At 66.5% G+C, this 24,642-nt stretch carries 33 protein-coding genes; 20 read left to right on the forward strand and 13 right to left on the reverse strand.

Going from position 1 to position 24,642, the window contains the following annotated elements; translation table 11 throughout:
* Positions 1–13: 13 nt before the first annotated feature.
* Positions 14–688 (forward strand): metal-dependent hydrolase, encoded by a 675-nt coding sequence (locus IL252_RS00140; RefSeq protein ID WP_244256604.1) that lies wholly within the window; start codon positions 14–16, stop codon positions 686–688.
* Here IL252_RS00140 and thrC read toward each other — a convergent pair whose 3' ends face one another.
* Entirely contained in the window at positions 689–1,897 is a 1,209-nt protein-coding gene (thrC, locus tag IL252_RS00145; RefSeq protein ID WP_244256612.1) for a threonine synthase, read from the reverse strand.
* Between the two features lie 125 nt (positions 1,898–2,022).
* On the opposite strand from thrC, the gene IL252_RS00150 reads away from it, so the two are divergent.
* Positions 2,023–2,709, forward strand: a complete 687-nt coding sequence (locus IL252_RS00150; protein WP_170094404.1) for a protein sorting system archaetidylserine synthase — start codon at positions 2,023–2,025, stop codon at positions 2,707–2,709.
* Between the two features lie 273 nt (positions 2,710–2,982).
* Complete coding sequence (locus tag IL252_RS00155) at positions 2,983–3,810, forward strand: hypothetical protein (protein WP_208625733.1); 828 nt, start codon at positions 2,983–2,985, stop codon at positions 3,808–3,810.
* On the opposite strand, the gene IL252_RS00160 is transcribed toward IL252_RS00155, so the two are convergent.
* Complete coding sequence (locus IL252_RS00160; RefSeq protein ID WP_170094405.1) at positions 3,807–4,364, reverse strand: NUDIX domain-containing protein; 558 nt, start codon at positions 4,362–4,364, stop codon at positions 3,807–3,809. The two genes, IL252_RS00155 and IL252_RS00160, sit on opposite strands and share 4 nt — an antisense overlap.
* A gap of 247 nt (positions 4,365–4,611) precedes the next feature.
* Between IL252_RS00160 and IL252_RS00165 the strand changes: the two genes are divergently transcribed.
* From IL252_RS00165 to IL252_RS00200, 8 genes are all read left to right on the forward strand, one after another.
* Complete coding sequence (locus tag IL252_RS00165) at positions 4,612–4,794, forward strand: hypothetical protein (RefSeq protein ID WP_015763347.1); 183 nt, start codon at positions 4,612–4,614, stop codon at positions 4,792–4,794.
* Positions 4,795–4,800: 6 nt separating this feature from the next.
* Positions 4,801–5,226: an RNA-binding protein gene (locus IL252_RS00170; protein WP_153553510.1), complete on the forward strand. Its 426-nt coding sequence runs from the start codon at positions 4,801–4,803 to the stop codon at positions 5,224–5,226.
* Complete coding sequence (locus IL252_RS00175) at positions 5,226–5,918, forward strand: RNase P subunit p30 family protein (protein ID WP_208625734.1); 693 nt, start codon at positions 5,226–5,228, stop codon at positions 5,916–5,918. The genes IL252_RS00170 and IL252_RS00175 overlap by 1 nt, the downstream gene beginning before the upstream one ends.
* A gap of 173 nt (positions 5,919–6,091) precedes the next feature.
* Positions 6,092–6,514: a hypothetical protein gene (locus tag IL252_RS00180; RefSeq protein WP_244256621.1), complete on the forward strand. Its 423-nt coding sequence runs from the start codon at positions 6,092–6,094 to the stop codon at positions 6,512–6,514.
* Between the two features lie 63 nt (positions 6,515–6,577).
* Entirely contained in the window at positions 6,578–7,210 is a 633-nt protein-coding gene (locus tag IL252_RS00185; protein WP_208625736.1) for a class I SAM-dependent methyltransferase, read from the forward strand.
* Between the two features lie 3 nt (positions 7,211–7,213).
* Entirely contained in the window at positions 7,214–7,693 is a 480-nt protein-coding gene (locus IL252_RS00190) for an Rpp14/Pop5 family protein (protein WP_208625737.1), read from the forward strand.
* A 2-nt stretch (positions 7,694–7,695) separates the two neighbouring features.
* Complete coding sequence (gene psmA / locus IL252_RS00195; RefSeq protein WP_208625738.1) at positions 7,696–8,448, forward strand: archaeal proteasome endopeptidase complex subunit alpha; 753 nt, start codon at positions 7,696–7,698, stop codon at positions 8,446–8,448.
* Positions 8,449–8,524: 76 nt separating this feature from the next.
* Positions 8,525–9,250, forward strand: a complete 726-nt coding sequence (locus IL252_RS00200; protein ID WP_208625739.1) for a ribosome assembly factor SBDS — start codon at positions 8,525–8,527, stop codon at positions 9,248–9,250.
* 127 nt (positions 9,251–9,377) lie between these two features.
* Here IL252_RS00200 and IL252_RS00205 read toward each other — a convergent pair whose 3' ends face one another.
* Entirely contained in the window at positions 9,378–9,725 is a 348-nt protein-coding gene (locus tag IL252_RS00205) for an FUN14 domain-containing protein (protein ID WP_015763355.1), read from the reverse strand.
* 202 nt (positions 9,726–9,927) lie between these two features.
* Between IL252_RS00205 and hflX the strand changes: the two genes are divergently transcribed.
* The gene (gene hflX, locus IL252_RS00210) at positions 9,928–11,238 is read left to right on the forward strand and encodes a GTPase HflX (RefSeq protein WP_208625740.1); all 1,311 of its coding nucleotides are present in this window, start codon (positions 9,928–9,930) and stop codon (positions 11,236–11,238) included.
* A 9-nt stretch (positions 11,239–11,247) separates the two neighbouring features.
* On the opposite strand, the gene IL252_RS00215 is transcribed toward hflX, so the two are convergent.
* The 3 genes from IL252_RS00215 to IL252_RS00225 form a co-directional block, all read right to left on the reverse strand.
* A complete protein-coding gene (locus IL252_RS00215) occupies positions 11,248–12,684 on the reverse strand; it encodes an NAD(P)H-hydrate dehydratase (RefSeq protein ID WP_208625741.1) in 1,437 nt (478 codons plus the stop codon).
* 106 nt (positions 12,685–12,790) lie between these two features.
* On the reverse strand, positions 12,791–13,069 hold the full coding sequence (locus tag IL252_RS00220) for an acylphosphatase (protein ID WP_208625742.1): 279 nt from the start codon (positions 13,067–13,069) through the stop codon (positions 12,791–12,793).
* 36 nt (positions 13,070–13,105) lie between these two features.
* A complete protein-coding gene (locus IL252_RS00225) occupies positions 13,106–14,014 on the reverse strand; it encodes a DNA-3-methyladenine glycosylase (RefSeq protein ID WP_208625743.1) in 909 nt (302 codons plus the stop codon).
* Positions 14,015–14,101: 87 nt separating this feature from the next.
* Between IL252_RS00225 and IL252_RS00230 the strand changes: the two genes are divergently transcribed.
* Complete coding sequence (locus IL252_RS00230) at positions 14,102–14,581, forward strand: DUF555 domain-containing protein (RefSeq protein ID WP_170094415.1); 480 nt, start codon at positions 14,102–14,104, stop codon at positions 14,579–14,581.
* Between the two features lie 76 nt (positions 14,582–14,657).
* Here the strand turns inward: IL252_RS00230 and IL252_RS00235 are convergent, their stop codons facing one another.
* Positions 14,658–14,894 (reverse strand): UPF0058 family protein, encoded by a 237-nt coding sequence (locus IL252_RS00235; RefSeq protein ID WP_015763361.1) that lies wholly within the window; start codon positions 14,892–14,894, stop codon positions 14,658–14,660.
* A 216-nt stretch (positions 14,895–15,110) separates the two neighbouring features.
* Here IL252_RS00235 and IL252_RS00240 point away from each other — a divergent pair, with 216 nt between their 5' ends.
* Complete coding sequence (locus tag IL252_RS00240; protein ID WP_208625744.1) at positions 15,111–15,515, forward strand: translation initiation factor IF-2 subunit beta; 405 nt, start codon at positions 15,111–15,113, stop codon at positions 15,513–15,515.
* On the opposite strand, the gene IL252_RS00245 is transcribed toward IL252_RS00240, so the two are convergent.
* From IL252_RS00245 to IL252_RS00255, 3 genes are all read right to left on the reverse strand, one after another.
* Positions 15,516–15,695 carry a hypothetical protein gene (locus tag IL252_RS00245; protein ID WP_015763363.1) on the reverse strand — a complete coding sequence of 60 codons (180 nt, stop codon included), beginning with the start codon at positions 15,693–15,695 and terminating at the stop codon, positions 15,516–15,518.
* 79 nt (positions 15,696–15,774) lie between these two features.
* A complete protein-coding gene (locus IL252_RS00250) occupies positions 15,775–16,749 on the reverse strand; it encodes a transcription initiation factor IIB family protein (RefSeq protein ID WP_208625745.1) in 975 nt (324 codons plus the stop codon).
* 217 nt (positions 16,750–16,966) lie between these two features.
* Positions 16,967–17,251, reverse strand: a complete 285-nt coding sequence (locus IL252_RS00255; protein WP_208625746.1) for a DUF357 domain-containing protein — start codon at positions 17,249–17,251, stop codon at positions 16,967–16,969.
* A gap of 101 nt (positions 17,252–17,352) precedes the next feature.
* Here IL252_RS00255 and IL252_RS00260 point away from each other — a divergent pair, with 101 nt between their 5' ends.
* Together IL252_RS00260 and IL252_RS00265 are read left to right on the forward strand one after the other, a co-directional pair.
* Positions 17,353–18,399 (forward strand): NAD(P)/FAD-dependent oxidoreductase, encoded by a 1,047-nt coding sequence (locus IL252_RS00260; RefSeq protein WP_208625747.1) that lies wholly within the window; start codon positions 17,353–17,355, stop codon positions 18,397–18,399.
* 76 nt (positions 18,400–18,475) lie between these two features.
* Positions 18,476–18,760, forward strand: coding sequence for a hypothetical protein (locus IL252_RS00265; protein ID WP_015763367.1), 285 nt, complete (start codon positions 18,476–18,478; stop codon positions 18,758–18,760).
* Positions 18,761–18,829: 69 nt separating this feature from the next.
* Here the strand turns inward: IL252_RS00265 and IL252_RS00270 are convergent, their stop codons facing one another.
* Together IL252_RS00270 and IL252_RS00275 are read right to left on the reverse strand one after the other, a co-directional pair.
* Positions 18,830–19,501, reverse strand: a complete 672-nt coding sequence (locus IL252_RS00270) for a 2,5-diamino-6-(ribosylamino)-4(3H)-pyrimidinone 5'-phosphate reductase (protein WP_208625748.1) — start codon at positions 19,499–19,501, stop codon at positions 18,830–18,832.
* A gap of 42 nt (positions 19,502–19,543) precedes the next feature.
* Positions 19,544–20,047, reverse strand: a complete 504-nt coding sequence (locus tag IL252_RS00275; protein WP_244256623.1) for a hypothetical protein — start codon at positions 20,045–20,047, stop codon at positions 19,544–19,546.
* Positions 20,048–20,347: 300 nt separating this feature from the next.
* Between IL252_RS00275 and IL252_RS00280 the strand changes: the two genes are divergently transcribed.
* The 4 genes from IL252_RS00280 to IL252_RS00295 all read left to right on the forward strand — a co-directional run bounded on the left by IL252_RS00280 (position 20,348) and on the right by IL252_RS00295 (position 24,206).
* Positions 20,348–21,619, forward strand: a complete 1,272-nt coding sequence (locus IL252_RS00280; protein WP_208625749.1) for a Single-stranded DNA binding protein — start codon at positions 20,348–20,350, stop codon at positions 21,617–21,619.
* Positions 21,616–23,232, forward strand: a complete 1,617-nt coding sequence (locus IL252_RS00285; protein ID WP_208625750.1) for a hypothetical protein — start codon at positions 21,616–21,618, stop codon at positions 23,230–23,232. Before IL252_RS00280 ends, IL252_RS00285 begins: the two co-directional genes overlap by 4 nt.
* Positions 23,232–23,981 carry a metallophosphoesterase gene (locus tag IL252_RS00290; RefSeq protein WP_208625751.1) on the forward strand — a complete coding sequence of 250 codons (750 nt, stop codon included), beginning with the start codon at positions 23,232–23,234 and terminating at the stop codon, positions 23,979–23,981. Before IL252_RS00285 ends, IL252_RS00290 begins: the two co-directional genes overlap by 1 nt.
* Positions 23,982–24,050: 69 nt before the next feature.
* Entirely contained in the window at positions 24,051–24,206 is a 156-nt protein-coding gene (locus IL252_RS00295; RefSeq protein WP_208625752.1) for a hypothetical protein, read from the forward strand.
* On the opposite strand, the gene IL252_RS00300 is transcribed toward IL252_RS00295, so the two are convergent.
* Entirely contained in the window at positions 24,203–24,466 is a 264-nt protein-coding gene (locus tag IL252_RS00300) for a hypothetical protein (RefSeq protein ID WP_208625753.1), read from the reverse strand. The genes IL252_RS00295 and IL252_RS00300 overlap by 4 nt on opposite strands.
* Positions 24,467–24,642 lie beyond the last annotated feature (176 nt).

Here is a 24,642-nt window from a genome sequence, read left to right on the forward strand (position 1 = left end):
CAAACACCGGTGTATGCCGTCGACAGTCGTACACATGGCGGTCGCGGGCCTCATCGGGGCGGCACTGCTCGGGACGGCGTTCGACCGGCGGTCGGTGCTGATCCTCTTCGGGGCGATGATCGCCGCGGATCTGGACTCGTTCGTCGGTCTGGTCTCGGTCGTGGGCCACCGGACGGCGTTTCACACGCTGCTGGTGCCGATCACGGCGACCGTCGTCCTGCTGGTCGATCTCCGCCGGGGCGAGGGGTCGTGGGTACGGCGGCGCTGGGGCCCTCGTGGCGTGCGCATCACCTGGGTGACGATCGTGGCGTACGCCGGTGCGGCGATCGGGCTGGACCTGTTCTCCGCCGGTGGAGCGAACCCGTTCTGGCCGCTCCACGACCAGTTCTACGTGATCGACGGGAAGATAGAGCTCTCCAGTCGGCGGGGAATCGTCCAGACGTTCGTCGATCTCGGTTCCGAGCGGGGCAGCGACGCGAGCAGTAGCGAGACGGTTGCTCGGGGGACTTCTCGGGACGTCAACGTGAGCACGGGCATCGACCCGAACCCGGACGGCGGCGACACGCCCGGACCCGTCGACCGTGTGTTCCCCGTCGTGCGGTCGGGGTGGCAACTCCTCGTGCTCGTGGTGGGAACGACCGTCACCGCCGCGCGGTTCTACGTCGACCAGACGGTGCCAGCGGAGTGACTACTCGGGATCCGGGACGGCGGCCGGCGTGTCGGGGACGTGATCGACGCCGCCGACGAGGTCGCGCGCGCTGGCGGTGTCTTTCAGCCCGGTCCCGGTGACGACGAGCGTGGCGCTGTCTCCTGGGGCGACGACCCCCGCCTCGACCGCGGATTCGAGGCCCGCGAGCGTCGCGGCGCTCGCGGGCTCGGCGTAGATGCCCTCGGTCCGACCCAGCGTGCGCTCGGCGTCCAGAATCTCTCGATCGGAGACGACGACGGTGGCTCCGCCGCTGTCTTCGAGCGCGCGACACGCCTTCTGTGCGTTGTGTGGGTGGCCCACGTCGATGCTGTCGGCCTGCGTCTCGCCGCCGGCCCGTGCCCGCTCGCCGGTAAAGCGGTCGTGGATGGCGGTTGCGCCCTCGGCCTGTACGCCCAGCAAGCGCGGACACTCCTCGACGATGCCTAACTCCGCGAACTCGCGGAACCCCTTCCAGGTCGCCGCCAGCCCGCAGCCGTTGCCCATCGGATAGACGATCCAGTCGGGCACCGAGGCCCGGCTCTGCTCGGCCAGTTCGTGGCCGACGGTCCGGAGTCCCTCGACGGCGTAGGGGTTGACTGCGGCGCTGCAGTCGTACCACTCGCGGTTCGCTGCGACGCGGCGACACAGCGAGAAGGCGTCGTCGTAGTCACCGTCGACGGCGTACACGTCGGCACCGTAGACGAGCGGCTGGACGGCCTTGCCCTCGGGCACGTCTGCCGGGACGAAGATACAGCACTTCAGGCCCGTCCGGGCGGCGTACCCCGCCAGCGACGCCGCGGCGTTGCCCGTCGACGCACAGGTCAGTACCGACTCGTCGCCGGCCAGTGCGCGACTCGTCAGGACGGCGCTGGCCCGGTCTTTGATCGATCCCGTCGGATTGCCGCGTTCGTCTTTGAGCCGGACGGTGACGCCGAGTTCCCGCGAGAGCGTCGGCGCGTCGAGCAGCGGCGTCCCGCCCGCGCCGAGATCGACCGCGTGCCCGTCCGTCGGCAACAGCGGGGCGTACTTCCAGAGGTCGTCGATCCCCTCTCCGACGCCGTCCGCGACCGCCTCGCGAGCACCGGACTGGTCGTACTGTACGTCGAGGATGCCGCCGACCCCGTCGTGGTCCGGACAGACGAGTCGCTCGTCTGCCGGGACGAACACGCGGCCACAGTCGATGCATTCGAGTGCGATAGTGGGGTTCACGGTACCAGCGACGCTGAATCTGCGTTCGTGGATTGGTTCCCTGCGACGCGTATATGCCTTCTGGGATTCCGCGGTCCCCCGCCGCGTTCCGGACCGTTGATGTACCCCCTCGCACACGTCCCGGTATGGGTCTCGCAGTGCGACGACGACTCGGGGTCGCCGACACCGTGACGCTGGTCAACGCCGTGATCGGGTTCGCCGCCGCGGTCGTCGCCTACAGCGATCCGGCGCTGGCGGCGCGACTGATCCTGCTGGCCGCGATCGCCGACGCGCTCGACGGGATCGTCGCCCGCTTCGCCGGGAACACGGAGGTCGGACCGCTGCTGGATTCGATCACCGACGTGGTCTCGTTCGGTGCGACGCCGGCACTGTTCGTCCACGGCGTCGCCCGCGAGGCCTACGGCCCGCTGGGCGAGACGGACACGCTGTTTCGTCTCGGGCTCGTCGTCCTCGCGTCGTCGTTCGTCGTCTTCTCGGTCGTCCGAACCGCGTTCTACACCGTCTACGTCGACGAGGGCGAACAGCGGCCGGGTATCCAGAACACGCTGGCAGCGACGATTCTCGCGGCGGCCTACCTCGCTGGCGTCGCACCCGTGCCGGTGTTGCTGGCCGGAACGGTCGTCCTCTCGGTGCTCATGATCGCGCCGGTGGGCTACCCCAAACTCCGCGCTCGGGACGCGCTGGTCCTGGGACTCGTCCAGGCGGGTGCGATCGTCGATCCCGGCGCTTTCCAGCGGGTGTTCCCTCGCGTCCTGCTGGTCGCCGCCGTGGCGTACCTCTCGCTCGCACCCCGCTACTACTGGGGAGAGTGACGCCGTCGTTCGCACTGCGTCAGGCCGTCGGAGTGATCGATTCGACGCGCTGATGGGGAAAGATTTTACCGCCGGACATCGAACAGACGAGCGATGTCGAAGAAAGCCGTACTTCTGGTTGCAGCAGCCGCCCTGGCCCTCGTCTACTTCGTCAAGAAGTAACTGACGGGTGTCCGAATCGCACGTCAACCGTCGTCCCACCCGGTCTCTGCTCCGACCGGCGGGCGTTCCTTTTCCGAAGTCACTTACCCGGTCCAGGTCGTAGCGACGGACATGTACGGCGTCGTCACCAGGAACGAGGAGGAACTGTCGTGGTCCGAGTTCGACCGCGGATTCTACGAGGTCAAAGACGTGACCGGCCGTGCGGCCGAGCCGGTCGCCGACGCCGTGAACATGGTGTCGTGTTTCGGCGACAACGCCGCCGAGGAGTCGCCGGAGCTGCTGCCGGTCGACGACGAGGGCAACGAGGCGACGCGGGACCGACCGTACTTCGACTGGTCGTACGTCTGTCCCACCCACGACCGATATCGGGAGGGGCTGCTGGAGCTGATCGGGGACGCCGCCGCCGAGAGCGAGGATCTGCGTCTGGACGACGTCGGCTTTCCCCGCGACGAGTACTGCCACTGTGACCGCTGTGAACGTCGCTTCGAAGCCAGCGACTACGACGAGTGGACCGAGTGGCGCGACAGCGTCATCACCTCGTTCGTCGCCGACGCCCGCGAGCGCGTCCCCGGCGACCTGTACCTCACGCTCTACCCCGATCCGTACCCCGGCCACCTCTCGCGGCGAGCCGGAATCGACGTGGAGGCGCTCGAAGCCTACGTCGACGAGTTCGTCGTGCCCGTCTACGACATGGCCTACACGACGACCTACTGGCTCGAAATTATCGCCCAGGGGTTCGTCGACCGGCTCTCGACGCCGTTCAGTCTCGAACTGTACGCCGTCGACGTGGACATCGACGACCTCCTGAAAGCGGCGGAGGTCGCAAGCGAGTACGGAGAGAGCGTGCTCTTTGGCTACGACGCGAGCAACGCCCGGGCGACGCTGCGCCGACTCGACGCCGACGAGCGCGACGGGAAGTCGTTCGGTCCGGACAGCTAGGCCTGTTTCTCGCGCCACTCACGCAACTGCTCCCGGTCTCGCGTGTCCTCGGGCAGTTCGTCGAACCACCCGGCGTCGGAGATCTCGCCGTCGGGGTCGTCGACGGTCAACTCCGTCTCCACTGCGCGACCCTGGAACATCGGGAGGACGCCCCAGGTGTCGTACTCCGCACAGTGGAACTCGGCGCGTGCGAGAATCGCGAGCCCCTCGTCGGTCGCCTCGATGCCGGCTTCCTCGCGTAGTTCGCGGCTGGCGGCCTCGCGGAACGACTCCGTTCCGTCGACCTGTCCGCCCGGCAGCACCCACATGTCCACGTCGTCGTGGCGCACGAGCAGCACCTCTCCGGCGTCGTTCGTGACGACGGTGTGGACTCCGTAGGGCAGTCCGTTCTCGCGGGTCCGTTCGGCGACGGTCTTGAACCGCGGTCGCGAGACACTCCGGTGGCGCGAGAAGGTGCTGTAGTCCTCGTAGTTCGAGGCGAACTGGTGGCGGGTCTGCTCGGCCTGCTGGCGGGCCTGGTCTGCCAGGTACCACAGATTGTCGACGGCCGTCATACCCGTCTGTGACAGGGACGGCCGCGACAATCGCTCTCCGATCCTGACCCACGTGTCCGAGCCCGATCCGACGCCGGCAGTGTCGACGGCGGGCACCGTGGAGACGGGTCCGTGGCCCGAGAGCGCCACGAACGACGACGAGTGGCGAACGCGATCATGCCCGCCAATAGAGCGGGTACTGTCATAAGTGTTCGAGGGCGAAGGGAAAATCAGTCCCTTTTTGCGGGCCGGTCGACTACGGCGAGGTATGGCATTCGAAGAAGACGACACTGTCGTGTTGCACGACAAGCACAGCGAGTACGACGGCGAGGAAGGGACGATCACGCAGGTCGTCGAGACGATGTTCGGTGACGCGAACTACACGATCTCGTTCGAGGACGGCCAGGAGCAGGGCATCCCCGAGGACTCGCTCGAAGCGGTCGAGGAGTAGGCCGGGATGTCGTCGGTCCCGTTTCACTACGTCGACCTGCGGGCGTTCGCCTACGCGACCGAAGACGAAAAGCGGGTCGCAGAGGCGCTACAGACGTATCTCCCCGAGGAGACCGAACTGGAGCGGGCCGAGTCGGAGGGCCACTACGGCGACCGAATCGTCGTCCTCTCTGCGCGGGTCGAGAACGCGGACGACATCCGCCACGTCCTCACGCAGGTCGCGGCGGTCGACGACCTCGAAGCGGTGCTCGAAGAACTGGATGACCGCGTCGACGACAACTGTTCGTTCTTCCTCACCTTCGACAAACAGGCGGCGTTCGGGAACAGCGTCGAGCGAGGCGACGGGATCACGCTGCGCGCGAAGGTCGAAGCCTATCCCGCCAAACGCGAGACGGCCATCGAGAACGCCCAGGACGCCCTCTCGGAGCTGTGATGTACGCGGCCGTTCACGCCCGTCCGGACGGGCAGAGTACGGTCGCCAGGATGGCCCAAACGGCCAGCCAGTATGGCTACGACGGGATCGTCGTCAGGAACCACGGCGACTGCGCGGCGACGTTCGACGCCGAGGCGATCGCCGACGAGTACGACGTAGCCGTCGTCGAGGGGATCGAGGTCCGGGCGTCTGATCCGTCCCGGGCCAGTGGCCTCGTCGGGAACCACCGGTCGTCCAAGACCATCGTCGCGGTCCACGGCGATTCCGTCGCGATCAATCGCTTCGCCGTCGAGCAGCCCACCGTCGACGTCCTCGCCCATCCGACGCGGGGCGACGGCGACGTGAACCACGTACTGGCGAAGGCCGCCGCCGACAACGGTGTTCGCCTCGAATTCTCGCTGCACGACGTGCTCCACGAGACCGGTGGGACGCGGGTCCGTCACATCCAGTCGCTGCGGAAACTGCGCGAACTCGTCGAACACTACGACGTGCCCTACGTCGTCAGCGGGGACCCACACAGCCATCTCCAGCTCAGAGCGCCGCGGGACCTGATCGCGCTGGGCGAGACCATCGGCTTTTCGCCGGACCAGATCGAGACGGGACTCAGAGAGTGGGCCGAGTTGACCGAACGGAACCGCCGCCGACAGTCGGACGCGTTCGTCGAACCAGGTGTCTGGCTCGACGACGAGTGAGCCACTGGGCCTCGTCGAGATCTGGAGACGGCAACTGCCCCTCCGAACGCGACTGTACGACAGCAATCGAATAGGTCGACACGCCGCCAGCTTTCCCGCTTTCGGACGGCGGCACGAATTGATACAGGGTCGTTGCGGTGGATTTATGATGTATGGTTGTTTTCCTAACACTCATGGGGGAGACTGTCAAGTCGTTCGACGCGTACGTCCTCTCGGGCGTCGCAGCGGTGCTGGGTACAGGGTTCGTCGTCGGTGCGATGCTGGCGTTGCTGGGTGGTACCGAGACGACAGCAGCGATGGTACTGACCGACTCGGTGCCGGTCGGGACGGCGGTCGGCGTCTTGCTGTTGTTGACCACGGGCGCGTTCGTTTCTGGCCAGCGCTGGGCTCGCTATCTCGGCTTTCTCGCGTTCGTCGCCGTCGTCCTGTTCGGGTTCCCGTCGCTGTCGAGTCCGTCGGTGATACCGGTGGTACACACGTCTCTGTCGGTGCTCGCGGCGGTGTACCTCCTCTTCCGGAATCCGATCTCGAAGGCAGAGCGCTCGCAGGTCGACGAGTCCACGAGCGCGAGCAAAGTCGGCTCGACGATCCGGTGACGGCCGGGGTCCAGCGGGGCGAGATTTCGACAGTGTATTTGGGCCTGCCGACCAACGACGCCCATGAAACGATCGATCGACGAACACGCCGACCGATTCTCCGACCACGCCGCGGACTACGACGAGAGCCAGGACTCCGAGGAGTACCGCGAGTGTGCCGACCTCGTCGTTCGCCACGCTGCCCCCTCGGCCGACGACGTGGTGCTCGACCTCGGCACCGGAACCGGTGCGATCGCGCTGCCGCTGGCTGATGCGGCGGCCGAGGTCGTGGGTCGGGACATCAGCGAGGGAATGCTCGAACAGGCACAGGCGAAGGCCACGGAGCGTGGCATCGACAACGTCTCCTTCGGCGAAGGACGATTCCGGGAGCCCTCGGTCGAGGGCGAAGTCGACGTCGTCACCTCGAACTTCGCGATGCACCACCTCGACGACGAGGCAAAGCGCGAGGCGATCGACGCCATCGCGGCGCTCGAACCGCAGCGGTTCGTCCTCGGTGACGTGATGTTCTTCGACGAGCCCGATCCGTCGATCCCCTTCTACGATCCGTCGGTCGACGACCCGGCCACCGTCGGCGTCCTCGCAGACGCGTTCACCGACGCCGGCTTCGCACTGACGGCCGTCGAGATGGTCCACGGACAGGTGGGGGTCCTCGTCGGCGAGCGAGTGCCCGACGCCGAGGCCGTCGACCAGTCCTGACGGATGAAACACCACCCCAAACACCTACAGCCCCGGTGGCGCTACCTCGGGGTCGAAATCGAGAGCTGGCCCGACGCCGACTTCGGTCGCCGCGCTCTCCAGCGGGAGCTCTGGTACGCTGCCCAGAACCTCGTGGGCGACGCCGGCAGTGCCGACCTCGATCTCACCGTGCTCCGGTTCGCGTTCGAGGACGGCCTGGGGAGCGCGCTCGTCCGGACGCGGCGCGGCCGGACCGACAGCGCACGTGCCGTGATCGCCTCGCTGTCGACGATCGACGACGACCCGGTCGGCGTCCGGGTCCGTGGCACGAGCGGCACCGTCCGTGCGTGTGAGGAAAAATATATACGACGCGCATCGGAATCGTCCGCACAGAGACAGGTCGCGTTCGACGGCGACGAGCGGACGGCAGTCGCCCGTGACGGCCGTGTCGACGTTGCCACCGACGACGGATTTTCGGGCGCGACCGACCTCGATCTCCAGTAACTATGCAGGGACAAAACCAACAGCAGGCCTACGACCGCGGCAGCACCATCTTCTCGCCCGACGGGCGACTCTACCAGGTCGAGTACGCGCGCGAAGCAGTCAAGCGCGGCACCGCGAGCATCGGCGTCAGGACCAGCGGTGGCGTCGTACTCGCCGTCGACAAGCGGATCCGCTCGCCGCTCATGGAGCGATCATCGGTCGAGAAGATTCACAAGGCCGACGACCACATCGGGATCGCCAGCGCCGGCCACGTCGCAGACGCCCGCCAGCTGATCGATCTCGCCCGGCGACGGGCACAGATCAACCAACTCCGCTACGAGGAACGGATCGGCGTCGAGACACTGACCAAAGAGATTACCGACCACATCCAGCGATACACGCAGGTCGGTGGCGCGCGTCCGTTCGGCGTCGCGCTGATCATCGCCGGGGTCGCCGACGGCGAACCCAGGCTGTACGAGACCGATCCCTCGGGAACGCCCTACGAGTGGAAGGCGCTCGCGGTCGGTGCCGACAGGGCCGACACGCGGGCCTACCTCGAAGAACACTACTCGGAGACGCTGGCCCTCGACGGCGCGATCGGACTCGCTCTCGAAACACTGGCCTCGGTCAACGACGACGCGCTCGCGCCGGAGGCGGTCGGTCTCGCAACGGTCGACGCCGAGACCGAACAGTTCCGCACGCTCTCGGACGAGGAGACGGAAACACACCTCGCCGAGCGAGACCTCCTCGCGGACGACGAGGACCTCGAAGAGTAACCTACCGCCGCGTCCGCAGTCGGTTTTCGCTGCCGTCGTGGAAAGGTCTTTGAACCGGGCCCCAGTAGCGTCGGGTATGATATCACTTGACGAAGCGGTGACGGCGAGACTCGAATCCCACGGCCAGCGGTTCGAAGTGCTCGTCGACCCCGACGCCGCGCTGGCGATCAAACGCGACGAGTTCGACGGGGAACTCGAAGACGTCATCGCCGCCGAGGACGTGTTCGAGGACGCCTCTCGTGGCGACCGCCCGCCGGAAAACTCCCTGACAGAGGTGTTCGACACGACGGAGCCACTGGCGATCATCCCGGAGGTGATCAAGCAGGGGGAGATCCAGATCACGGCCGATCAGCGCCGCGAGATGCAAGAACAGAAACACCGACAGCTGATCCAGCAGATCACACGCAACGCCGTCAACCCCCAGATGGACGACGCACCGCACCCGCCAGACCGCATCGAGTCGGCCCTCGAAGAGACGGACTTCAGGGTCGATCCGATGGAACCCGTCGACAATCAGGTCGACGACGCGCTAGACGCGCTCCGACCCGTGATCCCGATCCGGTTCGACGAGGTGACCGTCGCGGTCCAGGTCCCCGCGGACTACGCCGGTGCCGCCCAGTCTCGCATCCGGCAGTTCGGCGACCTCGAACGCGAAGAGTGGCAGGCGGACGGCTCCTGGATCGGCGTCATCACCTTCCCTGCGGGGATGCAAAACGAGTTCTACGACGTGGTCAACGAGCACACGAGCGGCGAGGCCGAGACCCAGATCGTCAAGGACGAAGACGAGATCTCGATTCGGTGAGCGACCCAGAAGTGTCTTTCGTGGTCGCACAGACCGAGATCCCAGCCGGAGAGTAGCCCGTCGCTCTCGGACGAGTGCTGGGTCGGACGAGATTGTTCGACTGCGGCGAGAACGATTCGTACCGGCGCTATCCCTTCCGGAAGCCAACGAGGAAGCCGCCGGTGAAGCCGGCGCTCACGGGCAGGGCCGAGAGGAGGCTCATGACCCATCCCGGCGGCTGTGCGCCCGCCGTCTCACCGGCCGCAGACGAGACGTTTCCAGCGGTGCCGCTGATGGCGCTCCAGTTCACTTCGAGGATGCCACGGGTCTCCAGGAACTTGAACAGCGCCAGTTCGATACCGACGAGGATCGCGATGAGCTTCGCGACCTTTTTGGCCGCGAAGCCGATGACGCCCCCGATCACGGCACCGCCGCCGACTTCGAGGCCGACCTGCTGGAGGCCGGGAAGCTCTAGCTGCAACGGCAACTCTATCATATCCGTACTCTCACCGTGATCCGTTAAGGGTCTTGTGCCCTCTGGATCGGCCGGCCGAATCGAAGTAAGCAGCGGCTACTGCACGTCGGAACGGAACGCTAGCTGCCCGATACCGTCGATAGCCGTCGCTGTGGCTGCTGTGGCCGGCGGATCGTGTGAGTACCCCGCAGACTAAATAATCGGGCGACGTAGGAAGCGACGAGTGACGGCTAGTACCACAGCGGAGCGAGCGGTCATCGCCAAGCGCGTCGACTCGGGCACCGCAGACACCGAGGAGATCACCGACCTCGCGAGAGCCGCCGGCTACGAGGCCGTCGGCGAGGTGACACAGACGCGGACGGAAGATCCCGCCTACCACCTCGGAGAGGGGAAGGTCACACGCCTCGCGAACGTCGTCGCCCGCGAGGGCGCGACGGCCGTGATATTCGACAACGAGCTGGGACCCTACCAGACGTACAACATCGGCAACGAGCTTCCCGACGGCGTCCAGGTTGTCGACCGCTTCCGGCTCATCCTGGAGATCTTCGGCCAGCGCGCCCAGACACGCAAGGCACAGCTCCAGGTCGAACTGGCAGAACTGCGCTACGAGTTGCCCCGGGCCGAGGCGAAGGCCAGCCTCGCCAAGCGCGACGAGCGGCCCGGGTTCATGGGGCTGGGCGAGTACGACGAGAGCCGCGAAGAGGACATCAAAAAGCAGATCTCGCGAATAGGCGACGAGCTGGCGTCCATCGAGGAGACCGAGCAACACCGCCGCGAGCAGCGCCGCGAGTCCGGTTTCGATCTCGTCGCGCTGGCGGGCTACACGAACGCCGGCAAGTCGACGCTGTTGCGCCGCGTGGCCGACGACGTCGATGTCGACGAGAACGAGGAGCTACACCCGGACCTCGATCCGACCGCCGAGAGCGAAGACCGGCTGTTCACGACTCTTGGGACGACGACCCGCCGTGCAGACATGGACCAGCGGGACGTGCTGGTGACCGACACCGTCGGCTTCATCTCGGATCTCCCCCACTGGCTCGTCGAGTCGTTCAAGTCGACGCTGGACGCCGTCTATCGCGCCGACCTGGTGTTGCTCGTCGTCGACGTGAGCGAACCCATCGAGGAGATCCGCGAGAAGCTGGTCACGAGCCACGACACGCTGTACGAGCGCAACGAAGCGCCGATCGTCACCGTCCTCAACAAGACGGACACGGTCGACGACGCGGAGATCGAGCGCAAACGCGCGGCGCTCTCGGGACTGGCTCCCAACCCCATCGCCGTCAGCGCGAAAGAGGGCGCAAACGTCGACGCGTTGCTCGACCGGATCCACGACGAACTGCCGGACTACGAGCGCGAACGCCTCGTCTTGCCGATGACCGACGAGACGATGAGTCTCGTCTCCTGGATTCACGACCACGCACAGGTCGACAACGTCGACTACGGCGATCAGGTGATCGTCGAGTTCGAGGGCCGGCCGGCCGTCGTCGAGCAGTCACGCGCCAAGGCCGGCGAACTCGTCGAAGCGTCGGCCTAGGTCGGAACGCTACTGTTCTCCCTGCCAGAGCGCCCGTGGGAGCGCCGCGACCAGATCCGTCGCCACGAGTCCGTTGCCCTGCTCGTCGGCGACGAGGTCGCCTGCTCGCCCGGTGACGTACGCGCCGATCGCCGCGGCGTCGTGTCCCCCACACGTCGCGGCCAGCGCGCCGACCACGCCAGCGAGCACGTCGCCGCTACCGCCGACGGTCATGCCGGGGTTGCCGGTGCGGTTGACGCGGGTGCGCGTCCCGTCCGAGACAATGTCGTAGGCACCCTTGACCAGCATCGTCTGACCGATCCGTGCGGCGAAGTCGGCGACGCGCTCTGTGCGCTCGCGCCACTCGTCTGCCGTCTCGCCGCCCATCGTCCGAAGCTCGCCCTGGTGGGGCGTACAGATCAGGTCCGCCGTCGTCTCGACCTCCGGGACGACCGACAGCGCGTCGGCGTCGACGACGGCGCGACCGTCGTACCGTTCGAGGAAGTCCGCGGCCGCGTCGAGTGTCGGCTCCGCGTCACCGAGCCCCGGCCCGAGGACGACCGCGTCGCTGGCGTCTGCGAGGGCGATCAGTTCGTCGACGTGTGACGGCGCGAGTGTCGCGCCGTCCAGCGGTCTGACGATGAGGTTCTCGCTGTAGCCCTGTACCGCGTCGGCGACGCCGCGGGGACAGGCGACCCTGACGAGGTCGCCGCCGGCTCGCAGCGCCGCCTGTGCCGCCAGTGCCGGTGCGCCCGTGTACGGGCCGCCGCCGACGACGAGCACCTCGCCGTTGTCGCCCTTGTGGCTCGTCGGATCGCGGTCGAGCCGACGCAGGTCGCCCCGCTCGACGAACAGCTCGGCGGTGTCGGGGATACCGATGTCCGCGACGGTGACGGTCGCATCGAGCTCGTCCAGCCCGGGCTTCGTGTCGTGGAACGTGACGACCCGGTCGGCCTCGACGGCACCTTCCGCCAGCGATCCGGTGTCGCCGTCCATCCCCGAGGGCACGTCGACGGAGACGACGGTGCTCTCGCTGTCGTTTATCCGTGTGGCCGCCGTCGCCGCCGGCTCGCGGAGCGAGCCGCTGATCCCCGTTCCGAGCATCGCGTCGACGATCACGTCGGGGTCGTCGAGCGCGAACTGGCTGGCGTCCCGGACCTGCTCGGTCTCGTAGTCGGACTGCCGAAGCGCCGTCCAGTTCTGACGTGCGATCTCCGTCGTGATCGTCTCGGGCCGCCCCAGCAGCGAGACGTGCAGGTCGTATGCGTCGAGAAACCGGGCCGCGACGAACGCGTCGCCGCCGTTGTTCCCACGGCCGGCGACGATCCGCACCGACGCACCCTCGTCTGCGATCCCTTCGACCACCCGAGCCACCGCGTTCCCCGAAGACTCCATGAGCTGTTTTCGAGGGATGCCCAGCGCGGCCGCGTTCTCGTCGACGACTGCCATCTCCGAACCGGTGATCATGGCTGGGTCTTGGCGCGCGACCACCCTAACGGTAGGGGACGCCGTCGGCGTCGACACACCAGCCGCGCCTTCGCGGTCTCGTCGTTGCCACCTCGAAGGCGCGAGATCAGCGCCGAATCTCGAAGCCCTCGATCCCCGCCGGCTCCTCGTACTCGACCTCGACGCCGTCGACGCGAGCTCTGGGACTGCCCTCGTGACACCACTCGACCATCGACTCGACGGCCGGCGCAGGTCCCTCGAAAACTGCTTCGACGCGGCCGTCCGCGAGATTCTTCACCCAGCCGTCGACGCCCGCCTCCCCCGCAGTCTCGCGGGTGTTGGCGCGGTAGAAGACGCCCTGTACCTTGCCGCTGACGAACACGTGTGCGCGTGTGCGGTCGGACATGGTCGAGTGTGATTACGCCGAGACCCAAGAGCGTGTTCACGCCGCGTCGCCGCCGCTTCGGAGGTAGTGAAACACGTACGTCTGCGCGTAGCCGGCGTACTCGCCGCCGAGGGCCTCGCGGATCGCCCGCGAGGTGTCTGCGTAGTTGCCCCGATCGGCGGCCGGGAAGTACTCCTCGATGGTCGTCTTGATCCAGGTGTCCAGCGGGACCGCCTGGAGGAAATCGAGCGAGAACAGTAACACGCAGTCGGCGACCTTGTCCCCGACGCCGACGAACTGGGTGAGGTGGTCGCGAGCGTCCTCGTAGGCCATCTCGCGGGCCGCTTGCGGGTCTGCCTTGCCCTCGGCGACCATCGTCGCGGTCCGCAGGACGTACGGCGCGCGGTAGCCCAGCCCGAGGTCTCGCAGCGCCTCCTCTGTCGTCGCTGCCAGCTGTTCCGGCGTCGGGTACGCGTGGTAGGTCTCGCCGTCGAACGTGACCGGATCGCCGTACGTCTCGCGCAGCGCCTGTTGCATCCCGTGGATGCGGCCCACGCGCATCTGTGCCGAGCAGATGAAGGAGATCAGCGAGCCGAACGGCGGATCGCGGACGAGACGCATCCCCCAGTACTCGTCGTACGCGTCCTGGACGACGGCGTCGTCGGGTGCCGTCGCACGGATCGCTTCGAGGTCGTCGTCCAGCCGGAGCAGCCGCCGGAGGTGTGGCGTCGCGTCGATGTCGCTCTCCCATTCGAGGTGGCCGTCGCGCTGTCGAACCCTGATCACGTGGGCTCGACCGTCGACTCTGACAGTCGTCCAGTACCACGCCGAGCCGCCGTGTGCGCCGTCCTGATCGTACATCCGACCGTCAGAGCGGTCCCAGAGGTACGACTGGCCGCTCTCGACCGTCGACTGGAGGTCGACGCCACCAGGCAGGCTCGTGATCGCTATCTGGCCCCGTTCCATCGACTCGTCGTCGGGGCTTGGGCGGTTTCTAGTTTTCGAGAGCGTGACGGGCTAACCTTCTTAATACTGGCAGTCGAATCGACATGTATGGATTGTCGAGTTGTCGTCGAGGCCGCTGTGCCCGTCTACGACGTGGAAACTCCCGACGAGGCGGTCCGGATCGCGATCTCGAAGACCGGCGAGATGCTCAATCCGGACCTCAACTACGTCGAGATCAACATGGGCGAACGACAGTGTCCTCACTGTGGCGACGAGCTCGAACCCGCCTTCATCGCTGCCGACGAGAGTCTGGTCGCGCTCGAACTGGAGATGACCGTCTTCAACGTCGAGCGCGACGAACACGCCGCCCGGATCGCTCGCAAGGAGATCGGGCAGCGCCTCGAGAACATCCCGCTGGAAGTGTTACAGATCGAAGCGATCGAGGAGACGGACGACTCCGACGCCGAGGACCCAGCGGAAACGACCGACGACGGAGGCAACGACGCTGAATCCGATACTGACGAGACGGGCGCGGAGTCGGATTCGGACGACGTGTTGCCCGAGTTCGACGAGTTAATGAACGAATAACGTCGGTATCTCTCACGCGACAGCGCACTATCCGTCGATTTTGTAGATGACGGCGACTGGTGACTGAGAGCGAAGTTCAGTCGGCAGCAGCAGAAACGGGTTCTTTCTCTTCGGCGTTCATCTCGGAGGTAATACCCTTCGCGAGGGCAAATACAGCGGCCTTGTGGTCCGTCTTCGACTTGTGGATCGAGGTCGGCTGGACACCGAGATCGACGTACTTGTCGTGTTCTACTGTGTCCCCTGTTTCTTGTTCGTAGTGGTTCTGTACCTGTGCAAGCAGGCCGTGGAGATGGATGAGTTCCTGCTTCTTCATAGTCACCCACACCTAGAAACCGAAGGGTTATAGTACTACTCTGAGTGTGGTTAACACACACCTTTCAATTACGGTCCCGAAGTAGACGGATTGTACTCCGCTCTCGCCGAAACGAATACGGTGTCTACTGTCTCTTGACCGCTGTGTAGTCACTGTCTACGCTCTGTGCAGGCGGAGCGTGAAAGATTTTTGGTCGCCGCTGTGCTGGGTGACAGTATGGACTACGACGAGATGCTCGACCAGGCGATCGAGGAGACGCCGGAGATCGAGGGCGACGGCGAACGGTTCAAAATTCCCGACCCGGACCTCCGCCAGGAGGGGAACGCGACGGTGTTCGAGAACTTCCAGTCGGTCTGTGATCGGCTCTCGCGAGCGGACGAACACGTGATGCAGTTCCTCCAGAACGAGGTCGGGACGAGTGGCCACATCGACGAGAGTGGCCGGGCCAGGCTCACTGGTGAGTTCCGGGAGCGACGCATCGCCGACGCGCTCGACGCCTACGCCGACGCCTACGTGCTGTGCCCGGAGTGTGGGCTCCCCGATACGAAGCTCAAGGACGAGCAGGGCGCGACGGTACTGCGATGTGAAGCCTGCGGCGCGCAGTCACCGGCCGGGCCGTAGCTACTGTAGTCCCTTCAGCGTCTCCAGGTCTCTGTCGGTTCTGGTGTACTCCGCGAGTCGCCGACTGGCGTGACAGTTCGGACAGTGGTACGTGGCGTCGTGTTTCGGGAGCGCGGTCGGCGTCGACTCCCAGTCTTTCTTGCACTCGGGACAGAGCAGTCGAACGTAGGCCTCCTCCATGATTGTGAATAACACGCAATGGACGCCGAAAAAGGTTCGTGTACCAGCAGCGAGCGCAGCCGACTCGGCGAGCGAGGGGTTACGCCGGGAGGCCGTCGACGTCGAGCAGCTCCTTGTAGCGGTTGCGGATCGTGACCTCTGAGATGTCCGCGACGCCGCTGACCTCGCTCTGTGTGACCTTCTCGTTGGTCAGCAGGGCCGCTGCGTACACGGCCGCGGCCGCGATTCCGACCGGGGACTTCCCGCTGAGGATGCCACCGTCACGAGCCGCTTCGATCAGTTCGCGTGCGCGTCGCTCGGTCTCGTCCGACAGCGACAGCTCGCTGCAAAAGCGCGGGACGTAGCTCTCGGGCTTGGCCGGGGCGACTTCCAGGCCCAGCTCCCGGATGATGTAGCGGTAGGTCCGGGTGAGCTCCATCCGCTCGACGCGGGAGACGTGGGTCATCTCGTCGAGTGACCGGGGGTTGTTCGCCTGACGGGCGGCGGCGTACAGCGCCGACGTGGCGACGCCCTCGATGGAGCGACCGGGCAGCAGGTCCTCGTCGAGCGCGCGGCGATAGATGACGCTGGCGGTCTCACGGACGTTCTTGGGGAGTCCGAGCGCCGAGGCCATGCGGTCGATCTCGCCCAGCGCCTGCTTGAGGTTGCGCTCCTTGGAGTCGCGGGTGCGGAACCGCTCGTTCCAGGTACGCAGGCGCTGCATCTTCTGGCGCTGGGAGCTCGACAGGGAGTTGCCGTATGCGTCCTTGTCCTGCCAACCGATGTTGGTCGACAGGCCCTTGTCGTGCATCATCTTTGTCGTCGGCGCGCCGACGCGGGACTTGCTGTCTTTCTCGCTGGCGTCGAACGCGCGCCACTCGGGACCGTGGTCGATCTCGTCTTCCTCGACGACCAGTCCACAGTCCTCACAGACGGTCTCACCGTGTTCGGAGTCGAGTTGCGTGTGGCCGCCACACTCGGGACAGACGTCTTCGTCGACGTCCGCCTCCTCTCGCTCGATCTCTGTGCTGGTCTGCTGTTCGCCGCTGTTGGTTCGGGTATGTATTTCGCTCATAGTGGATGCCTCGCTTGCTGAGGACACAAACCTTAAAAAACAGTCTGCGACCTTCTTAACAAGTAGTTAGTTAGAAAAGTATATAAGGCTTTTGGTAGCGGAAGCGGCAATTCGCAAGACTGCACCGTGCTGTCAGTTGTCATGGGTGTGTAGAGCGTCGACAGGAGACGGTAGTTCGAGCGGTCGCCTTCCCGCGGTGGCAACTGGTAGTGACCGCCTAGACGGTAAAGAGGTGGCCCTCGGTCGGCACGTCGAACAGTCCGATTCGCGCCCCGGCGTCGAGCCACGCGTGGCCGTAGGAGAACGACGCCAGCGCGTTGACCGGGTCGTCGTCCGCCCGGAAGTGTCGGCCGTCTTCGAGATACGACGCCGCCATCTCCGCGCACTCGACGGCCGCGTCGTGCATCGGCGTCCCCTCCGGTGGCGCGATCTCGGCCGCCGCGACGGCCTCTGCGAGCAGTCCCTCGTATCGATCGGTCTTCTCCCGTAGCTCCGCAGCCATACCCGGTACAGACCGTCGAGTGGCTAAGCGGTTTCGTCCGATGGGCGCGGACCAGACACGACAGCGCAACCTACAAAGCCCGCCACGAAGTAGGGAAAGTAATGACTGAAGACGTCGTCGAACACCGGAGACTCATCATCGCTGGGACGGGTATCGCGGGGCTCACCGCCGCCATCTACGCCGCCCGCTCGAACAACGATCCACTCGTCTTCGAGGGGGACGAACCCGGCGGACAGCTCACGCTCACCACAGACGTTGCGAACTATCCGGGCTTCCCGGAGGGGATCAGCGGCCCCGACCTGGTCAACGACATGAAAGAGCAGGCCCAGCAGTTCGGTGCCGAACTCGATCACGGAATCGTCGAGAACGTCGACGCGAGCGATCGCCCGTTCCGTGTCGAACTCGCCAACGGCGACGCCTACACCGCCGACGCCGTCATCGCCGCCTCCGGAGCGAGCGCGCGCACGCTCGGCGTCCCCGGCGAGGACGAACTGATGGGCTACGGCGTCTCGACCTGTGCGACCTGTGACGGGGCGTTCTTCCGCGACGAGGACATGCTCGTGGTCGGCGGCGGCGACGCCGCCATGGAGGAGGCCACCTTCCTGACGAAGTTCGCGGACACCGTCTACCTCGCACACCGCCGCGAGGAGTTCCGTGCGGAGGACTACTGGATCGATCGCGTGCAAGAACAGGCCGAGGACGGCGACATCGAGATCATGCGCAACACGGAACTCCTGGAGATTCACGGCTCGGCCGAAGACGGCGTCGACCACGTCACGCTGGCCCGCAACGACGAGGGGTACCCCTCGGAGGCGCTCGACGACCCCGACACCGAGCAGTTCGACTTCGACGTGGGCGCGGTCTTCCTCGCGATCGGCCACACGCCCAACACCGGCTACCTCGAAGACACCGGCGTCGAACTGGACGAAGCCGGGTACCTCCAGACCGAGGGCGGCGTCGGCGACGGCGAGACCGCCACCGCCGTCGAGGGGCTGTTCGGTGCCGGCGACGTGGTCGACCACCACTACCAGCAGGCCGTCACCGCTGCGGGGATGGGCTGTAAGGCCGCCCTCGACGCCGACGAGTACCTCGAATCGCTCCCCGAAGCGTCCCAGGCCGCCGAGACGGCCCCGCAGGCAGACGATTGAGGAATCGGACACCGCCTTCCCGCGGTGTGCTCGCCGACCCGCAGTCCCTTTACGTAGCGGCGGCCAACGAGCAGTCATGACAGACGACACTGTCACCGTGACACTCGAAGCCGGCGAAGAACGCGACGAACTGACCGTCCCGACTGCGCTCGTGGACATGCTCCGAGAAGGCGAGGAGTCCGATCCGGAAGTCGTCGGCGACATCGCGATGTTCGGCATGGCCCAGCGGATTCACGGTGCCGTCCACCACGCACAGGGCGAACCCGACGCCGAGATCGAGTCCGTCAACGAGACGGCGATGGAGCTGTTCGAAGAGCGCTTCGGCGCGACGTTCTCCGAGCTGACCGGCCACGACCACTGATTGCGATCTCTCTTTCCGAGCCGACGGCTCCCGTACTGTCGGCTGTAAGATAACGCTCCATCGACACGCTCACGCCGCGTCGGTGACCGTCCACGAGAGGAGGACGCCGTCGTCTACCCGCTCGACGCCGTCGAGCGAGAGCGCCGGAAACTCGTCGACGAATCCCTCGCCGTCTGCCAGGGTCGGGGCGTCCCGTCCGCCGATCACCGTCGAGCCGACGAACACCGAGAGCTCGTCGACCAGTCCCGCCTCGAACAGCGAGAAGATCAGCTCGCCCCCGCCCTCGACCATCAGCTGGTCGATGCCGTCGCCCTCCAGCTTGGCGAGTGCGGTGACCAGATCGACGCGGTCCTCGCCGGCTGCGATGACGGTCGCGCCCGCTTCTTCCATCTGCGTGACGAAGTCCGTCGGTGCCGCCTGGCTGACCAGCAGGTATGTGAGTGCTGCCCCGTTGAGGACGCGTGCGTCCGGCGGGGTCCTGATCTGCGAGTCGGCGACGACTCGCGCGGGATTGGCGGGCTCGCCACGTTCCTCGCGGGCCCGCTGGCGCTCGGGGTCGTCGAGTGTGAGCGACGGATCGTCGGCCAGCACCGTCCCGACCCCGACCATGACCGCGTCGCTCTCGGCGCGCAGCTCGTCGACCCGGTCGAAGTCCCGCGTTCCCGAGATCTCGATCTGTTCGCGGCGGCGCGTCGACAGCTTCCCGTCGGCGCTCATGGCGGCGTTGACGACCACGTGCATGATCGTCAGGAGGGAAGTGGCGCAAAAACCGGTTACGAAACGCTATGCTTCGGACTCGCGCTTGCCGTCGGCCAGTAGCTTCCGGGCGTCGATGGCCTTCTTGCCGTGGGCGCTCGTCCGGAGCCTGACCGCCGGCCCGTCGAGCCAGAGTTCGCGAACGTCGACGACGATCTCGGACGACCAGCTCTTGATCCGACCCTCGCCGTGGCTATCGATTTCGATAAAGGTGCGCGGCGTTCGCTGGCGACCCATCGTCCACTCTGTGTCCCCCAGCTCCATCGTCTCCGCTTCGAGCGCTTCCCACTCGAAGATCACGACGTGTTGCTCGCGTGGCTGATCCGACCGCTCGTGGTCGACTCGCGTTCGGGTCTCGTAGTCGACGCCGAAGTGCGCGGCCCACAGCTCCAGATACTCGAAGTCGAACTTCTTCTTGCCCTCTCCCTCGCCGTCCCTGTTCGTCCAGACGACGTGGGCGTCCGAGGGCTTCTTCCCGAATGCGCCGCCCATGTCATCGACCCCGCTGGCGCTGTCGTTCACGTCCGTCACCGAGCGAACGCGGGCCGACCAGTCCCGCGCTCGATCGCCGTCGACGCACCGAGCTGTCGCCCGTGATACTGTCGGCTCTCACCGTTTCGAGAGACTCGTGACCCCGTCCCGGGGTTCGTAACAGACGGACGGCCGGCAGTGTGACCCCGCACTGTGGCATACGCGTGAAGTACCGTTATCTCGAATAAAAACGTGCTGGCCATACGTCAACGGGAGAATACGTACACGTTCGTCTCCGCTCGGTCGCGGTGTCGGCCCACCACCGAACGCTTTTCATCGCCGCCGCCGAACCACGGCCCGATGACACTCGACGAGCATGCCGAGGAACTCGCCTCCGACCTCGGTGTCGACAAAGAGGAGGTCAAAGAGGATCTGGCGAATCTCGTGAACTACTCCGTCCCGATGGACGAGGCAAAGCAGAGCCTCAGACGCAAGTACGGGGACGGCAGCGAGGGCGGGGCGACGCCATCGAGCAAAGACATCGCCGACATTTCGGCGAGCGACTCGAACGTCACCGTCACGGCCCGAGTGCTGACCGTCGGTCAGCGGTCGATCCAGTACCAGGGCGACGAACAGGTGATCTTCGAGGGCGAACTCGCCGACGAGACCGGGACGATCTCGTACACGGCCTGGGAGGACTTCGGACTGGCTGCCGGCGACACGATCACCGCGGGCAACGCGGGCGTCCGCGAGTGGGACGGCCGACCCGAGCTGAACCTCGGCGAGAGCACGAGCATCGAGCGATCCGACGAGCCGCTGGACGTGCCCTACGAGATCGGCGGCGACGCCGAACTCGCGACGCTCGCGCCGGGCGACCGCGGGATCAACGTCGAGGTGCAGGTCCTGGAGGTCGAGGAGAAGACGATCGACGGCCGCAACGGCGAGACCGACATCCTCAGCGGCGTCTTCGGCGACGAGAGCACCCGGCTCCCCTTTACCGACTGGGACCCACACGCCGAGATCGAAGCCGGCGCGTCGATCCGCATCGAAGACGTGTTCGTCCGGGAGTTCCGGGGCGCGCCGTCGATCAACGTCTCGGAGTTCTCGACGGTGACGCCGCTGGACCGGACGGTCTCGGCGACCGAGAACGCACAGCAGATGCCGATTCGCGAGGCTGTCGACTCCGGCGGACTCTTCGACGTCGAACTGACCGGCAACATCATCGAAGTTCGGGACGGCTCGGGCCTGATCGAGCGGTGTCCGGAGTGTGGCCGCGTCGTCCAGAACGGCCAGTGCCGGAGCCACGGCACGGTCGACGCCGTCGACGACCTGCGGACGAAGGCGATCCTCGACGACGGCAGCGCCACCGTGACGGTCGTGCTCGACGACGAACTGACCGCCGAGGTGTACGGGGGTGACCTCGCGGACGCGACCGAGCACGCGCGCGACGCGATGGACAAGGAGGTCGTCGCCGAGCGGATCGCCGACCGCATCGTCGGCCTGGAGTACGTCGTCCGTGGCTCGCTGTCGGTCGACGAGTACGGTGCGAACCTCGACGCGACCAGCTTCGAGGAGAGCGACGACGATCCGGCAGAACGTGCTCGGACGCTGCTCGCGGAGGTCGAGCCATGAGCACCGACGAGGACCAGGGCGGCGCAGGCCGGCGCGAGGTCGCCTATCGCCTCTTTGCGGCCGAGTTCGACGACGCGGACTTCTCGTACTCCGAGAGCGACGAGGAGCGTGCGCCCAACTACGTCGTCACGCCGACGGGCGCACGCGTGAACAGAGTGTTCCTGGTGGGCGTGCTGACCGAGGTCGAGACGGTCAGCGAGGACTACCTCCGGGCCCGCGTCGTCGACCCGTCGGGTCCCTTCGTCGTCTACGCCGGCCAGTACCAGCCCGAGGCGCTTGCCTTCCTGGAGAGTGCCGACCCGCCGACGTTCGTGGCGGTCACGGGCAAGGCTCGGACCTACCAGCCCGACGACAGCGATCAGGTGTACACCTCCGTCCGGCCCGAGTCGATCAGCGAGGTCGACGCGGCGACGCGGGACCGCTGGGTCGTCCAGACGGCCGAGCAGACGATCGACCGCGTGGCACGCGCCGCAGAGGGCAAACACGCCGACCTGACCGGCGACGACCTGCGGGCGGCGCTCGTCGACCACGGCGTCGACGAGGGGGTGGCCGCTGGTATCCCCATCGCACTGGAACGGTACGGAACGACCGGCGACTACCTCGCGGCAGTGCGGGACCTCGCGACCGACGCCGCCCGCGTCGTCGCCGGCCAGCGAGACGAGGTCGAGCCACTGACCGTCCGACCGGGACAGGGCAGCGACGATCGACTCGCCGGGCTCGTCGAGCGACCGATCGAATTACCGGCCGACGACGAAGGGGCTGAGACGGTCGCCGAAGAACCGGTCGAAACAGACCGACCGGACGAGGGGGCCGACGATCAGCGTGCGGGAACCGCCGAAGCGACGACGGGCCAGCAGCCGAGCGGTTCGGACGACCCCTCGATCGACGACGAGTCCGCGGGCGAGACGACCGAGAGCGTCGGCGACGTGGCCGAGGAAGAACCGTCCGGATCCGACTCGACGGACGAGACAGCGGAAGCGTCACCAGGCGAGACGGTAGAAGTGTCGCCGGACGAAACGGTGTCCCCAGACGAGACGACAGAACCGTCGCCGGACGAGATCGACGCGACGAGCGACGAGCCCACCGACGAGTCAGCGTCAGACCGCGAGACGGCGGCCACCGATCCGTCCGCTACGGCGGAGACAGAGCCGACGGACGACGATCTCGGGGAGTTCGACCCCGAGTTCGAACTCGACGAGAGCGAACGCGAGGAGATCGAGTCCGAGTACGGCACGGAGTTCCAGAGCGGGACCGAGGTCGACGAGCCCGGAGCGGCCGACATCGACACGCCCGATCCCGAGGCCGTCGACGCCGAGAGCACCACGGCAGCCGACGCGGAGCCGTCGTCCGACGCCGAGCCGAGTGAGGGCGAAGCCGCCCGAAGCGCCGACTCGCCCGACGAGGACGACGCGACCGACGTGGATCTCGAAGACGCGGTGATGGACGTGATGGACGATCTGGACGACGGGGACGGCGCAGCCCGGACGGCGGTCGTCGACGCCGTCGTCGATCGGACCGGCGGCGATCCCGACGCCGTCGAGGACGCCATCCAGGATGCGCTGATGGGCGGGCGCTGCTACGAGCCTGACGACGGCCTGTTGAAACCGATCTGATGGGCGTCGAACCGGTTCCAGACCGCCCCGCTGCGGTCGCAGCCACCGGCGAGGAGCGCTGTCTCGTCGTCGCGGACTACCACGCCGGTATCGAGCGGGGGCTGCGCCGCGAGGGCGTCGAACTGGCGAGCGACGCCGACGTGCGACGTGACCGGCTCCTCAATCTGCTCGCCGAAACCGCGCCCGACCGACTGGTCGTCCTCGGCGATCTCGTTCACTCGATCGGCGATCCGGCAGGGGCCGAACGCGAGGAGGTGACGGCGCTCCTCGACGCGGTCGAGGTCCCGGTGACCGTCGTTCGCGGGAACCACGACGGCGGGATCGACGAACTCTGTGCGGACGCGGCGACGCCCGTGACGGTCACACCCAGCGACGGCGTCAGGATCGGTTCGGTCGGGTTCGCACACGGCCACACCTGGCCGAGTCGAGCGGTGCTCGGAGCCGACGTGGTCTGTGTCGGCCACGAACACCCGGTCGTCCGTCTCGAAGACGAGGTCGGCGGCCGGCGGGTCGAGCGCGCGTGGCTCCGCGGACGCGTCGACCCCGCGCCGTTCGAGAGCCAGTTCGACGGCGCACTGGGTATCGACGCCGATCTCGTCGTGTGCCCGGCGTTCAACGACCGCTCTGGAGGCACGTGGGTCAACGTCGCCGGCCAGGAGTTTCTCTCTCCGTTCCTCCCGGCGGGACTGGCCGACGGACAGGCCTACCTCCTCGACGGCACGCGTCTCGGTCGGTACCGATCGATTTGAAGGCCGTAGTCCGATCCTACCGGCCAGTAGCGGGCGTATAACAACGTGGGTAGCACCGGGCTGTCCACCATGGGCGCGGTATCGTCGGACCACACGCTGGGGCGCTGTCCGGACTGTCAGACCGAAATCCCGCTCGGGCTGGTCATCATCGAGTACGAGACCGACGCCGGACGAGAGTCCTACGCCGAGTGTCCGGGCTGTCGGGAAGTGGTCCACCCGGTCTAGAACCATGTCGCGATCGTCGTGAGGACGAACAGCGACGCACCGACCACGACGACCCACAGCAGCGGCCCGCTCTCGGTCGGCGCACCGGATTCCTCGGGATTCGAGAACCCCGCCAGAGCGGTGAGCAGGACCAGCGCGCCGACGCCACCGGTGATCCAGTCGATCGTCGTGAGACCGGTGGATGCGGCGAGTGCGGTGTCGACGACCGAGACGACGCCGAACGCCGTCAACGAGACGAGATAGAGGACGCGAACGTTCATACAGTCGTTCGGGCGAGCGCGAACATATGGCTGGCGTCCCGCGTGGGAGCGATTACTGAGTCCCAACTGCTATTAAGATAGACTGTATTCGTATAAAAATCTGTACACTATCTCCGATATTCACATAATTTTCCGGCGGTATCTCATGGCTGATAATTCCCGGGGAACGTATTTAT

This window comes from Halomicrobium sp. IBSBa (genome assembly GCF_017612575.1).
GTDB lineage: Archaea > Halobacteriota > Halobacteria > Halobacteriales > Haloarculaceae > Halomicrobium.